At 58.4% G+C, this 12,981-nt stretch carries 15 protein-coding genes, 1 tRNA gene and 1 pseudogene; 8 read left to right on the top strand and 9 right to left on the bottom strand.

What is annotated here, in order from left to right; genetic code table 11:
- The first annotated feature begins 433 nt into the window (after positions 1 to 433).
- The 3 genes from J4E42_RS21800 (at position 434) to J4E42_RS21790 (ending at position 3,595) form a co-directional block, all read left to right on the top strand.
- Positions 434 to 1,618 (top strand): cyanate transporter, encoded by a 1,185-nt coding sequence (locus J4E42_RS21800; protein WP_207286118.1) that lies wholly within the window; start codon positions 434 to 436, stop codon positions 1,616 to 1,618.
- Between the two features lie 15 nt (positions 1,619 to 1,633).
- Positions 1,634 to 2,554, top strand: coding sequence for a DMT family transporter (locus tag J4E42_RS21795; RefSeq protein ID WP_207286117.1), 921 nt, complete (start codon positions 1,634 to 1,636; stop codon positions 2,552 to 2,554).
- A gap of 105 nt (positions 2,555 to 2,659) precedes the next feature.
- Positions 2,660 to 3,595: a LysR family transcriptional regulator gene (locus J4E42_RS21790; RefSeq protein ID WP_207286132.1), complete on the top strand. Its 936-nt coding sequence runs from the start codon at positions 2,660 to 2,662 to the stop codon at positions 3,593 to 3,595.
- A 3-nt stretch (positions 3,596 to 3,598) separates the two neighbouring features.
- Here the strand turns inward: J4E42_RS21790 and J4E42_RS21785 are convergent, their stop codons facing one another.
- The 3 genes from J4E42_RS21785 to J4E42_RS21775 all read right to left on the bottom strand — a co-directional run bounded on the left by J4E42_RS21785 (position 3,599) and on the right by J4E42_RS21775 (position 5,286).
- On the bottom strand, positions 3,599 to 3,964 hold the full coding sequence (locus J4E42_RS21785; protein ID WP_192228700.1) for a 5-carboxymethyl-2-hydroxymuconate Delta-isomerase: 366 nt from the start codon (positions 3,962 to 3,964) through the stop codon (positions 3,599 to 3,601).
- Positions 3,965 to 4,021: 57 nt separating this feature from the next.
- Positions 4,022 to 4,948: a LysR family transcriptional regulator gene (locus J4E42_RS21780; protein ID WP_008034933.1), complete on the bottom strand. Its 927-nt coding sequence runs from the start codon at positions 4,946 to 4,948 to the stop codon at positions 4,022 to 4,024.
- Positions 4,949 to 5,094: 146 nt separating this feature from the next.
- On the bottom strand, positions 5,095 to 5,286 hold the full coding sequence (locus J4E42_RS21775) for a DUF1508 domain-containing protein (RefSeq protein WP_008034931.1): 192 nt from the start codon (positions 5,284 to 5,286) through the stop codon (positions 5,095 to 5,097).
- Positions 5,287 to 5,542: 256 nt separating this feature from the next.
- Between J4E42_RS21775 and J4E42_RS21770 the strand changes: the two genes are divergently transcribed.
- The 3 genes and pseudogenes from J4E42_RS21770 to J4E42_RS21760 form a co-directional block, all read left to right on the top strand.
- Positions 5,543 to 5,953: a hypothetical protein gene (locus tag J4E42_RS21770; protein WP_192228699.1), complete on the top strand. Its 411-nt coding sequence runs from the start codon at positions 5,543 to 5,545 to the stop codon at positions 5,951 to 5,953.
- Positions 5,954 to 6,231: 278 nt separating this feature from the next.
- On the top strand, positions 6,232 to 6,438 hold the full coding sequence (locus tag J4E42_RS21765) for a hypothetical protein (RefSeq protein ID WP_008036137.1): 207 nt from the start codon (positions 6,232 to 6,234) through the stop codon (positions 6,436 to 6,438).
- Positions 6,439 to 6,486: 48 nt separating this feature from the next.
- Positions 6,487 to 6,597 (top strand): annotated as a pseudogene (locus J4E42_RS21760) (DUF3077 domain-containing protein); the annotation flags it as partial.
- Positions 6,598 to 6,694: 97 nt separating this feature from the next.
- On the opposite strand, the gene J4E42_RS21755 reads toward J4E42_RS21760, so the two are convergent.
- From J4E42_RS21755 to dapA, 5 genes are all read right to left on the bottom strand, one after another.
- Positions 6,695 to 6,784, bottom strand: a tRNA-Ser gene (locus J4E42_RS21755).
- Between the two features lie 84 nt (positions 6,785 to 6,868).
- Positions 6,869 to 7,582: a phosphoribosylaminoimidazolesuccinocarboxamide synthase gene (gene purC, locus J4E42_RS21750; RefSeq protein WP_008034929.1), complete on the bottom strand. Its 714-nt coding sequence runs from the start codon at positions 7,580 to 7,582 to the stop codon at positions 6,869 to 6,871.
- A gap of 28 nt (positions 7,583 to 7,610) precedes the next feature.
- Positions 7,611 to 8,369, bottom strand: a complete 759-nt coding sequence (locus tag J4E42_RS21745; protein WP_008034928.1) for an MBL fold metallo-hydrolase — start codon at positions 8,367 to 8,369, stop codon at positions 7,611 to 7,613.
- Between the two features lie 4 nt (positions 8,370 to 8,373).
- On the bottom strand, positions 8,374 to 9,489 hold the full coding sequence (gene bamC / locus J4E42_RS21740; protein WP_008034927.1) for an outer membrane protein assembly factor BamC: 1,116 nt from the start codon (positions 9,487 to 9,489) through the stop codon (positions 8,374 to 8,376).
- 17 nt (positions 9,490 to 9,506) lie between these two features.
- Positions 9,507 to 10,385, bottom strand: a complete 879-nt coding sequence (gene dapA / locus J4E42_RS21735; RefSeq protein WP_008034926.1) for a 4-hydroxy-tetrahydrodipicolinate synthase — start codon at positions 10,383 to 10,385, stop codon at positions 9,507 to 9,509.
- Between the two features lie 329 nt (positions 10,386 to 10,714).
- Between dapA and J4E42_RS21730 the strand changes: the two genes are divergently transcribed.
- Together J4E42_RS21730 and J4E42_RS21725 are read left to right on the top strand one after the other, a co-directional pair.
- Positions 10,715 to 11,275, top strand: a complete 561-nt coding sequence (locus J4E42_RS21730; RefSeq protein ID WP_008034925.1) for a glycine cleavage system protein R — start codon at positions 10,715 to 10,717, stop codon at positions 11,273 to 11,275.
- A gap of 10 nt (positions 11,276 to 11,285) precedes the next feature.
- The gene (locus J4E42_RS21725) at positions 11,286 to 11,759 is read left to right on the top strand and encodes a peroxiredoxin (RefSeq protein WP_008034924.1); all 474 of its coding nucleotides are present in this window, start codon (positions 11,286 to 11,288) and stop codon (positions 11,757 to 11,759) included.
- 120 nt (positions 11,760 to 11,879) lie between these two features.
- On the opposite strand, the gene J4E42_RS21720 is transcribed toward J4E42_RS21725, so the two are convergent.
- Positions 11,880 to 12,950 carry an AI-2E family transporter gene (locus J4E42_RS21720; RefSeq protein ID WP_008034923.1) on the bottom strand — a complete coding sequence of 357 codons (1,071 nt, stop codon included), beginning with the start codon at positions 12,948 to 12,950 and terminating at the stop codon, positions 11,880 to 11,882.
- Positions 12,951 to 12,981: the final 31 nt, after the last annotated feature.

The raw sequence follows: 12,981 nt of genomic DNA, 5'->3' as shown, positions 1-12,981 counted from the left end.
GCGTGACGGCAATGCCACAACGCCCAGAAGGCGAGTTCGGAAGGAAGTGCGACTGGACAATCGTCCATAAAGAAGACCGCAGTAGACAGATGAGCAGCAGCGTCACATGGCTGGTTAAGTCGTTAAATCGGGATTTGAAGAACTTTGGTTGTGGGTTGGCTAAACAATCAACCAGCCACCCTATACCCAATGTGGCTGCCGCCACACAGATCCCTGTAGGAGCGAGCCTGCTCGCGAAGGCGGCGTGACAGTCGATATGTATGGTGACTGACACAGCGTCTTCGCGAGCAAGTCGGATCGCCGCACCGCCGCTCCCACAGGGGATCTGTGCAAGGCAGAGGTATTTGATTTTCAAATACCGCGACGGACTTTCTGATTTGCAGCTTCCAGGCCTCTCGCGCCTAATCGGGCCCTGTCATTCAAGGTCCAATCGATGGAAAACGTCCGCGCCACTTCTCGCCCTGCCTTCTGGTTGATGATCAGCATCATGCTCGTCGCCCTGAACCTGCGCCCGTCCATGGCCGCGGTCGGCCCTTTGCTCTCGGCGATTCGCGGCGACATCCCACTGAGTTTCAGCCTGGCGTCGCTGCTGACCATGCTGCCGGTGATGGCCATGGGATTGGCGATGTTCTTCGGCCTCAGCGTCAGCCAATGGCTTGGCGAACAGCGCACGGTGGTGGTGTCGTTGCTGGTCATCGGCCTGGCGACGGTGTCGCGCCTGTTCCTCGACTCCGCGGCCGAACTGATCCTCAGCGCCGTTCTGGCAGGTGTCGGTATCGCGCTGATTCAGGCGTTGATGCCGACGCTGATCAAGTCGCGTTTCAGCGACAACGTTTCCGTGTACATGGGCCTCTACGTCACGTCGATCATGGGTGGCGCCGCCCTCGCCGCGTCCTTCGCGCCGCTGGTGATGATGCGCACCGGCAGTTGGCGGGGAGGCCTGGCGATCTGGTCGATCCTGGCGTTGACGGCGCTACTCTTCTGGCTCGGCCAACGTGCGGCGATGCCGGCACTGCCCGCTCATGCGCAACGAAACAGGTCGTTCTTCGCCAATTCCCGCGCCTGGTTACTCGCCATCTTCTTTGGTCTGGGCACAGCGTCCTACACCTGTGTGCTGGCCTGGCTGGCGCCGTACTACGTGGAAAAAGGCTGGAGCGAACAAAACGCCGGTTTGTTGTTAGGTTTCCTCACGGCCATGGAAGTACTGTCCGGCCTGGTGACGCCTGCGATCGCCAACCGCAGCCGTGACCGTCGCCTGGTGCTGATGGTGTCGCTGGCGCTGATCATGGCCGGTTTCTGTGGGCTGATAGTGAGCCAGCAACACCTGAGTCTGTTGTGGCCGTGCCTGCTGGGGCTGGGCATCGGCGGACTGTTCCCGATGAGCCTGATCGTGTCGCTGGATCATCTGGACAACCCGCAACGTGCGGGCGGGCTGACGGCGTTCGTCCAAGGCATCGGCTACCTGATCGCCGGCCTCTCGCCGCTGATTGCCGGGATCATCCGCGATCAACTCGGCAGTTTCGAATGGGCCTGGTGGTCACTCACCGGCGTCATGGCGCTGATGATGTTGATGGTCCTGCGCTTCAACCCGCGGCACTACGCCCGCCACATTCACTGACCCGGAAGCGTCCTCATGAAACACACCGGTTTCGCCGCCGCCCACGTCGGCATGCTGCTCTGGGCACTGTTGATCGCTGCTTCGTTTTCCGCAGCGGCTCAGGTCAGTCAGGCCATCGATCCGGTCCTGCTGACCGGCTTGCGCCTGCTGTTTTGCGCCCTGGTGTTTTTGCCGCTGCTGCTGATCAAGGGCGACACCGCCATGAACCGACGCGGGTTATTCGGCCATACCGTCCTCGGCCTGCTGCTGGCGGTTTATTTTGGCTCGCTGTTCGAAGCGTTGCGTTACACCAGCGCGGTAAACACCGGCACGATGTTCACGCTGGTGCCGTTGCTGACCCTGCTTTTCGAAGCCGTGTTGATGCCGGACAGCAGCCTGAAACAACGGGTATTGCCGATGTTGATTGCGGCCGCCGGGGCCGTGATGCTGGTGCTGAAAGGCACTGGGCCCGGCGAGTTGCCGTCGTTCTATGCGGTGTCGGTGTACGGGCTCGGTTGCCTGGCGATGGCGCTCTATTCGCCTCTGAGTCAGCGGCTGAAAACCAGCAGCCTCAAGGGTCGTGGCCCGGTGGGCATGACTTTCTGGAACATGCTGTTCGGTGCGTTGTTCCTGCTGGTGTTCTGTGGGGTCAGTGGAGGCTGGCGATCGGCATCGTTGCTGACCCTGAACGATTTTTACTGGCTGATTTACCTGGCGTTGTTCGCCACCCTGGCGACCTTCTGGTTGCTGCACCGGGCCATCGGTGTCATCGCCCCCTCATCGGTCATTTCGTACATTTACCTAAGCACGTTGTTTATCACGCTGTTCCATTGGTTCTGGTGGCGTCAATCGCCGATGCCGCTGGAAATCGTCGGTGCGGTACTCGTAGGCATCGGCATGCTGGCGTTATTGATGTCCAGTCGCCGCACTGTGCATTTGGCACTACCTCACAACTAAAAGGGAAACTTCCCACAAGGCATTCTCCTGGGACCATCGTTCCGCTAGGATCATTCGCACGAGTTTGCGCTCAGTCAGCGCAAGGATCACAGCGAGATGGAATGGATGCTGAACAGTAACTTGCTTAGAAAACTCGACATGCAGGACCTCATGGTGTTTATCGCCGTGTATGAACAAAGCAGCGTCACCGGAGTGTCCGAAACACTCTGCGTCAGTCAGTCCACCGTCAGTTACTGCCTGAAAAAGCTACGCAGCGGATTCGAAGACGAATTGTTCATCAACACCCGCGCGGGGATGCGCCCTACTTACAAAGCCAGCACCATGTACACCCACGTGCTGAAAATTCTCGACAGCATCAACCTCTGTCACGCCGGGGCGCAGGCGTTCGACCCTACCCTGCAACCGGTCACCTTCAACATCTGCGCACCGGAATACTTCGAGCAGTTAATCCTTCCGCGTTTATTGAAAAGCTTTGATTTCGCCGACTTACCGGTGATGGTCAACATGCACAAGTTCGAAACCGACATCCCCGCCGAAGAACTGCGCGACGGCAGTCTCGACCTGGTGATTTGCTTCGGCCCGAATTTTCATCGCAGTCATACCGACTTCAAATCCCGCATGCTGCTGGAGGACGATCTGGTCTGCGTCTTCGATAAACGCGCCACGCCGCTGGAGCCGCGTTTAAGTCTGCAAGCCTTCACCGAACGCCGACACGTGTTTCCTACACCCTGGACATCGACCACCAACATGGTCGACGGCTGGCTGGCGCAGCAAGCGCAAAAACGGCAAATCGTCGCACGCTCCAACAGCTACAGCGCAGCGCTGAAAATGATCACAGGCACCGACTTCATCGTTACCCTGCCCCGACGCATCCAGCACTTACTGGCCAGCGAGGCGATTTTCAATCACTGCGAAGCGCCCAACGGCCTGCCGGGTTTCACCCTCGACATGCAATGGAGTCATGGCGCCGATCAGGACAGCGCCAATACCTGGCTGCGTGAACAAGTGGTCAAGGCCTGCACTGAACAGGCCACTGCCTGAGACTCAGTTGTTGATGGCGACTTTGCTGTAGGACTCCCGATCGATGTCGAGGATTTCTACAGCCAACTGCACTTCAACCCCCGCCGGCCATTCACACAAGTCCTGCACCACCGCCAGCAGGCTTTCGGATAACTGCTTTTTGATCTGCGGCGAGCGGCCACTCAACAACGCCAGTTTCACGTGCACAAATGCCCGCTCAGCCAATGCAGTACCGACCTTGAAGGTTTCGACCTTCACCGCTCGGCTTTTGATGTCGTATTCGGCAGCAAACTGACCGGAAGCCACCAGCGTATTGTTGAGCCGGATCAACGCCACGTCGGCGTTCAAATCAGGCAGGTTGGCGGTGTATTCCATGTGCAGGTGAGGCATGACGTGGCTCCTGAAAGTAGGCGGAAAGGTCGTACATATAACACAGAGTGGTCCTGCTCACCGGGACGGCGGCGACGCTAATCGCTCACTCATGAACGCCTCCAGTCGCGAGCGCAACCAGCGCTCGGCGGGGTCGGTATCGACGTGGCTGAGCCAGACCATCGACAGGTCAAGTGTCGGTGTCTTGAACGGAAAAGGCTCCATGAACAACTGACCGGATGCCGCCATCGCCTCGGCGGTGTAATCCGGCAGGCTGGCGATCAGATCGGTTCCGGCGAGCAAGGCTGGCAAGGAACTGTATTGCGGCACGGATAACACTACGTGGCGTGTACGCCCGATCTCCGCCAGCCACTCGTCAGCGTAACCACTGATGTTGGCGGTGTGCGACACCAGCACGTGCGGGCGCGAGCAATATTCATCGAGGGTCAGCGGCGTGTCGGACGCATCGGCGCGCAGGATCCTGGGCTGGATGTGCCGCAACAATTTGCGCTTGGCATTGGCCGGCAGACCCCGGGTCTGGCTGATACCCACCGTGATGTCGCCGGATGCCAGCAAATCGGGAATTCGCCAGTAATCGACATGCTGCACTACAAACACCACCTTCGGTGCTTCCTGACGCAAGGCACGCAGCAACGGCGGCAACAGGCCGAACTCGACATCATCCGACAGCCCGATACGAAACGTCATGGTGCTGACGGTCGGGTCGAAATCATGGGTCAGGCTTAACGCCACCGACAACGAGTCCAGCGCCGGCGACAAATACTGAATCAGCTCCTCGGCCCGGGCGGTCGGCTCCATTCGATGGCCAACCCGGATGAACAGCGGGTCGTTGAACATCGTGCGCAGGCGGTTGAGCGCCGAACTGATGGTTGGCTGCCCGAGAAACAACTTCTCCGCCACACGGGTAACGTTGCGTTCGAGCATCAAGGTTTCGAACACCACCATCAGGTTGATATCCGCCTTGCGTAGTTCGTTGCGATTCATCCACTGCCCCCAATCCCCAAATCTGCTGACAGTTTAGGTAGCTGTCGCAACGGGCGTCTATGCGACTCAAGCAGTTTGCATTTGATCGGGCTGCAAGGCTGCTTGAAACGAAGCTGCCCTGATTGAGCAGCTTCACCGCTCGAGGCCTAGATTTCCTTCACCGGAGTCTGATCCTGAGTGCCCTTGATCAGGCTGATGGCATGCACGCAATCCGCCTTGTTGACGTAAGCCTCCCCGCTGGCAATCGTTTCATTATTCCCCGCCCGTAAACGCCACCGCCATTGACCTTTGCCGGTGTGCGGGGTGCCACGGGTTTGCCTGTAAATCTCGAAGTACATTGATCGCTCCTTGCGATTGCTGATAACGGCAGGTCAGTGACCTGCGAAACCAGAGTAGATGAGGTTTTTGGGCGGCGAGGTTTTGCAATGTCAGGGGATATTTCGGGGAAGAAGCCTTGGTTCACGGGGCAACCAATGGATAGGGCGCAGGTTAAATAGACTGACTCGGGGGAGTCACTTTTCTCAAGAAGGGGTTTATCTTTCTTACGCCGATTGGCTGCTGGATCCTACACAAACACATCAAATGGAGTTGTACATGCAACGGGGCATCACTTTTTCTCTAATCCTTCTGACCACAGCGCTAAGTGCTTGTACGTCGAAGAGTCCAGCCACTGACCAATCCCTCGTCGGCTCATGGCAAGGAATGCGCGAAGAAAGCGGGAAATGTCAGTTCCTGTCGTGGAATACCCATTTCGAACCCAATGGTCGCTTCTCGATTACGTTCTTCAAAGATGCGCAACAAACCAGGCCCATTCAAACCGAGCGCGGGTCATGGTCTGCGGCCAATGGCAAGAATGAGCTTAAAACAGACGGCGTTCGTACTCCGGAAATCTATAACTACAAAATGCTGGACGGAAACACTGTTCACTACGTGAACACCGTCAAAGATCCTACTGCCGACTGCCAAGAGGACTACGAGTTCACGGAGCATCGGGTTCGGGGCTAGACCTTGAGCCTTTCACTTCTCCGAAAACGTAAAAGCCCCGTAGCTGAATAAGCTACGGGGCTGAATGAGATGGCCAGTCGGACCAAGAAGCCCTGCAGGTTTACGCCTGCAGGGCTTTTTTGTTTAACGCAAAGGCAGACTCCGGCATCGTCTGACAGCCCCTTCCTGATTTGTCCAAGCCCCTGGCGACATCAGGCTTGGCCCCTAAGCTCTGCGACGTGCGGGGCGAAAAGGCCCTGACCACCGACAATCATGCGAACTCAAAAGGAGCCTCTGCAATGGCTAGAGATAAAGCAAAAGACGACAAGCACTTCAACTGTACCCAAGCCCATGAAGCCGACTACGTCGCAGGCCTTTACCCTCATGCGAAGGAAGAGGTCAAAACATTACTGGCATCCGCCTGCAAGGACAAAACCTTGCACAACTCCACACACAGGGATGTCTACGAGCTGATCAAGAGGAAACTGGGTTACTCGCAGCCGTAAGATCTACGGGCTAATACGAGCTTGGCGCACGTCTCCAGATAATCCTTGACGGCCTCTCATGCCTGGGTAGCGCATTACTTGACTGCCATGAGCAAGGCAGTTGTGGATGATGTACACAAGGTGTCGACGAGGCGGCCACCGGTGAAGACCGACGCCTAGTACTTGCTTGTTGGTGCCCCTAAAAATGCCCTGAAAAAAATCTACAGAAACGAAAAAGCCCCGTAGCTTATTCAGCTACGGGGCTTTTTCTATGTAATGGCGGAGAGATAGGGATTCGAACCCTAGGTACCGGTGAAGGTACAACGGATTTCGAATCCGTCCCATTCGGCCACTCTGGCATCTCTCCAACGGCGCGCATCATAACAACACTTTTGCCGGAAGCGAACCCCCAAAGCGAAATTTTTTCCGTGCTATCAGATGCTTGCGTCGATTAAAGCGGTACGCCCAGACGATTGGCGACTTCTTCGTAGGCTTCGATGACGTCACCGAGGCCCTGACGGAAGCGGTCCTTGTCCATTTTCTTGCCGGTGGCCTTGTCCCACAGACGGCAACCGTCCGGGCTGAATTCGTCGCCCAGGACGATGGAGCCGTCGGAGAACACGCCGAATTCGAGTTTGAAGTCGACCAGCAGCAGGCCGGCGTCGTCGAACAGTTTGCTCAGGACTTCGTTGACCTTGAGCGACAGTTCTTTCATGCGAACCAGTTGCTCGGCGGTGCCCCAACCGAACGCCACGACGTGGGATTCGTTGATGAACGGGTCGCCCTTGGCGTCGTCCTTCAGGAACAGTTCGAAGGTGTAAGGGTTGAGCTTCATGCCCTCTTCGACGCCCAGGCGCTTGACCAGGCTGCCGGCGGCGTAGTTACGCACGACGCACTCGACCGGGATCATGTCGAGTTTTTTCACCAGGCATTCGTTGTCGCCCAGCAGTTTGTCGAATTGAGTCGGCACGCCGGCTGCTTCGAGTTTCTGCATGATGAAGGCGTTGAACTTGTTGTTCACCATGCCTTTGCGGTCGAGCTGCTCGATGCGCTTGCCGTCGAACGCCGAGGTGTCGTTGCGAAACAGCAGGATCAAGCGGTCAGCGTCATCGGTCTTGAAAACCGATTTGGCTTTGCCGCGGTAGAGTTCTTCACGTTTTTCCATGATGGGCTCCGCTTGCTAAGTAGGTGGGCTAGGCGATGTGTCGCCAGTCGAGCCCTGAATCTTGATCGGCCAGTTGCAGCCAGTCCGGGTCGCACCCGAGGGTGTCGACAAAACATTGCCGGGCCAGCTGCGGCAGGTTGTTCTTGCTGCTCAGATGGGCCAGGACCAGGTGTTGCAGGCCTTGCCAGCCCAACTCGGACACCAGGAATGCCGCCTGGTGGTTGTTCAAATGTCCCAGTTCACCACCCACCCGCTGCTTGAGAAAGTACGGATAGTGACCGCGAGCCAGCATGTCACGGCAATGGTTGGCCTCGATCATCAACGCATCGAGGTCACGATAGCCGTCCAGCACCTTGTTGCAGTACGAGCCCAGGTCGGTCAACAGGCCGAAGCGCCGCTCACCGTCACTGAACACATATTGCGTCGGCTCCTGTGCATCGTGGGCCACGGCAATGACGCCGATGCTCAGTGCGCCGATCTGCAGTTGCTCGCCGCCAGCCAGAAGGCCGGCCGGTTCAATCGGTTTGCGCATCCCGCGCAGGGTGCCGCGACTGAGGTAGACAGGCAGATTGTAGCGCCGAGACAGCAAACCCACGCCATGCACGTGGTCGGCATGTTCGTGGGTCACGAGTATCGCGCTCAACTGCGCCGGGTTCACACCCAGGCGCAGCAAGCGTTTTTCGGTTTCCCGCAAGGAGAAACCACAATCCACCAGCACATACGTATCAGCGCTGGCTATCAGCGTGCCGTTCCCTTGGCTACCGCTGCCGAGAACGGCAAAACGCATGTGATCAGCCCAGGTTGTCCTGAATCACGCTCAACACTTTGCGCGCCACGTCAGCCGGCGCCACGGTGTTGATGTTTTTCTCGACGGTGACCTGAACGGTATCGCCTACCTTGCTCAGGCGAACCTGATAACGCTCGGCACGGGCTTCAACTTCTTCCTTGTCCGGCTTGCTGCCGAACAAACCGCTGAGGAAACCAGGCTTCTCGTCTTTCTTCTCGGCTTTTTCGGCCAGGTTGATGTAGTACAGGCCCAGGCTGCGGTTGATGTCTTCAACGCGCCATTCGCCCTGCTCCAGTGCACGACCGACGCTCGACCAGGCACGATCCAGGTCGGTGCCAACGTTCAGAACCGGGTTGCCGCTGCCGTCTTCGCTCAGGCTGACACGGCTTGGCGCATCAAAATCACGCGAGGCCAGCATGGAGACCGAACCGCCCTTCTCCGACGTGCGGCTCATGCTTGCCAGCATGTCGTCGACCAGCGCCGCGTCCAGGCCCGTGTTGACCGAACGGTTGGTGAAGGCCACATCGGCGGTGCTGCCGGCAGGACGCTCGGCGCTGACCACATAGACTTCACTGGTGTTGCGCTGCACGCCTGGCTCGATACGGACCCGCACGCGGGTTTCGCTGTCGGCGCCGACACCGGCTGCGCTCAGGCGCTTGGCCATCGCAGCGGACAGTTCGTCGGAATGCTGCCAGGTGGTGGTGAATTCGCCGGTTTGCGGGCGCTGTTCATCCAGACGGAAACCGTTGTCCTGGAAGAACTGCACAGCCACTGGCCAGACTTCGGCTGGCGGGTTTTGGGCCAGGATCGATCTCGAATCACCGCTCTTCTGCAGCGAGTAGGCACTGGCATCGGCAGCAGCGGACAGCGGCTGCGGACGCGGCACGATGTATTCGCCCTTGACGGTGTCATCGGCCACGTTGCGCGGGATCGGCAGCAGCGGATCCAGACGCTTGGCAGTGCTGACGTCCGTTGGCAATTGCATAGGTGCAGTCTGTTGCGCTTCCAGGTAATCGCTACCACGGTCACGGAAATAACCTTCCGGGCCCCAGACCCATCCACAGCCACTGGTGCTGGAGATAATCAAGGCAAGTGCGGAAAGTCCGGCCAATCGCTTCATGCGTAGTGCTTCCTCAATTAAACCAGTACGCCGGACTGGCGCATGGCCTGCCGCAGCGGTTCGTGACAGGCAGCGCTGAGCCAGGTGAGCGGCAGACGGATACCGTCCGGCATCAAGCCCATTTCATGCAGCGCCCATTTCACGGGGATAGGGTTGGATTCGATAAACAGGGTTTTATTGAGCGGCATCAGCTTTTCGTGAATCGCGCGGGCCGTGACGGCATCGCCTTTCAGAGCAGCGTTGCACAGGTCGGCCATGTCGCGCGGGGCAACGTTGGCGGTCACCGAAATGTTGCCTTTACCGCCGAGCAGGATCAGCTCGACCGCTGTCGCGTCGTCGCCGGAAAGCACCACGAAGTCTTCGCTGACGCCGTCGATGATCGCTTTGGCACGGGCCAGGTCGCCAGTGGCTTCCTTGATACCGATGATGTTTTTCACGGTCGACAGGCGGATCACGGTTTCGGTCAGCATGTCACACGCCGTACGGCCCGGTACGTTGTACAGGATTTGCGGAATGTCGACGGCTTCGGCGATGGCCTTGAAGTGCTGGTACAAGCCTTCCTGGGTCGGCTTGTTGTAGTACGGCGTCACCAGCAGGCAAGCATCGGCGCCGGCGGTCTTAGCATTGGTGGTCAGCTCGATGGCTTCGCGGGTCGAGTTGGCGCCGGTACCGGCGATCACCGGAATGCGCCCTGCAACCTGCTTGACCACGTAACGAATCACTTCGATGTGTTCGTTCACGTCTAGCGTGGCCGATTCACCTGTCGTGCCGACCGCCACGATGGCGTGGGTGCCGTTTTGCAGGTGAAAGTCCACCAGTTTGCTCAGGCTGTCCCAGTCGAGACGACCCTGTGCATCCATGGGTGTGACCAGTGCCACCATACTGCCCGCAATCATGCAACCGCTCCTGCCGGAAAAAGAGAGCCGTAATGGTACTGGCGCCAAGATGCTTGTACAAGCGAAGTACTGCGCTGCTGCCATTCCCCTTGGCGCTGCTTTTCGCTACCCTTCAGACTTTGATCGGTACTGACAAGCTCGTACGCCGGGTTTCAGCCTCCATTTTCGGCATCACAAGCCCCGATCCAGCGTTGCCACCCTTCGCTCTTGCCTTAATGGAGCACGTTGCAACCTTCCGGCTCGGGTTTTCTGAATTCGCATCCGCAGGCTCGCCCCCGGCAATAAAAGCCCGTAGAAGTATCGACCGCTCATCGCTTTAGGAATGCTGCATGTCCACCCCCACAGTTCGCGAACAATTCCTTGTCATCAGTGCCCTCGGCGCCAACCCCATGGAGCTGACTAACGTCCTGTGCCGCGCCAGCCATGAAAACCGCTGCGCCGTGGTCACCTCTCGCCTGACCCGTCACGGCGAGTGCAGTGCGTTGATCCTCGAGATCTCCGGTAGCTGGGACGCCCTGGCGCGCCTGGAAGGCAGCCTGCCGAGCCTCGCCAAGAAGCACGCTTTCACGGTCAACGTGGTGCGCAGCGCGGCGCTGGAGAACCGTCCCCAGGCCCTGCCGTACGTTGCCTATGTCAGCTCGGCTTACCGCTCGGACATCATCAACGAACTGTGCCAGTTCTTCATGGACCACAACGTCGAGCTGGAAAACCTGACCTGCGACACCTATCAGGCGCCGCAAACCGGCGGGACCATGCTCAACGCCACGTTCACCGTGACCTTGCCGGCTGGCGTACAGATCAGCTGGTTGCGCGACCAGTTCCTGGATTTCGCCGACGCGCTGAACCTGGATGCCCTGATCGAACCGTGGCGCCCACAAAACCCAATGTAAGGAAGCTCTCATGGCCGTTGCCATCGACCAACCGGTTGCCGACTTCGAAGCACCCGCCACCAGCGGACAGACCGTCAGCCTCGCGAGCCTTAAAGGCAAGCAAGTGGTGATCTACTTCTATCCGAAGGACAGCACGCCGGGCTGCACGACCCAGGGCCAGGGCTTTCGCGATCAGCTCGATGCCTTTAAAGCGGCGAACACCGAAGTCTTCGGCGTGTCCCGCGACAGCCTGAAATCTCACGAGAACTTCAAGGCCAAGCAAGCGTTCACCTTCGAGCTGATCAGCGACAAGGAAGAGGCGCTGTGCCAGCTGTTTGATGTGATCAAGCTGAAGAAGCTTTATGGCAAGGAATACATGGGTGTTGATCGCAGCACGTTTTTGATCGACAAGAACGGTGTGCTGCGTCAGGAATGGCGCGGCGTTAAGGTGCCGGGACATGTGGATGCTGTTTTGGCTGCCGCACAGGCATTGAACAAAGCCTGATTTTGATGGCGCCTGTTCTGGCGCCTTCGCGGGCAAGCCTCGCTCCTACAGGGGGCTTGGGTGCGACTCAAAACCTGTAGGAGCGAGGCTTGCCCGCGAAGGGGCCATTAAGCCTGAACGTTAAAGCAGAGGTGCTACAACAGGCTCCTTACGCGGCCAAGCGTCGAGCACCGCCTTGAACAGCGTCGCCAGCGGAATCGCAAAAAACACCCCCCAGAATCCCCATAACCCGCCAAACAACAACACCGCGCAGATGATCGCCACCGGATGCAGGTTGACCGCTTCCGAGAACAGCAGCGGCACCAGCACATTGCCATCCAGCGTCTGAATAATTCCGTAGACCGCCATCAAATAGATGAACTGATCGCTCCAGCCCCACTGGAACAACGCAATCAGCAGCACCGGCACGGTCACCACCACGGCCCCGACATAGGGCACCACCACCGACACGCCTACCAGCAACGCCAACAGTGCCGCGTAGTTGAGCCCCAGCACGACAAACGCGATGTAGGTCACGCCACCACAGATGAAAATCTCAATGACCTTGCCGCGAATGTAGTTGGCGATCTGCCGGTTCATTTCGTGGGCAACACGGGTGATCAGCGCGCGCTCACGAGGCAGATAACCGCGAACCCACTGGCCGATCATTTCCCGGTCCTTGAGAAAGAAGAACACCAGGATTGGCACCAGCACCAGGTAAATCATGATGTTGACCAACAGTGGCAGGCTCGACAGCGAGAACGTCAGCGCCCATTGGCCGAACTTGCCGATCTCGCCGCGTGCCGCCTCGATGGCTTGCAAAACCTGCTCGTCGGACACCAGATGCGGATATCGCTCGGGCAGCAGCAACAACAGTGATTGCCACTTGGCGAGCATGCCGGGCAACTCGTTGAACAAGGTGATCAACTGGTGCCAGAGCAACGGCACCACGACAATAATGAACACCAGCAAAACGCCCATGAACAAGGCAAAGACCGCTCCGACGGCCACCCCGCCCGGCACCCGCAGGCGCTCAAGTGTCACCACCAATCCCTGCATCAGATACGCCAGCACCATCCCGGCGAGCACCGGCGCAAGCATGCCGCCCAAGGTGAGCACGGCGGTAAACGCCAGAAACAGCAGGACCGCCAGCACCACCGCTTCTTCATCGGAGAAATAGCGCTGAATCCAGTCGCGTAACACTTTGAACATCAATAATCCTTAGAAACGAACGCAGCAATTT

This window comes from Pseudomonas sp. FW300-N2A2, from assembly GCF_017351735.1.
GTDB lineage: Bacteria > Pseudomonadota > Gammaproteobacteria > Pseudomonadales > Pseudomonadaceae > Aquipseudomonas > Aquipseudomonas migulae.
Note: the sequence above shows the minus strand (reverse complement) of the source record. Positions and strands in the feature narration are given on the sequence as shown.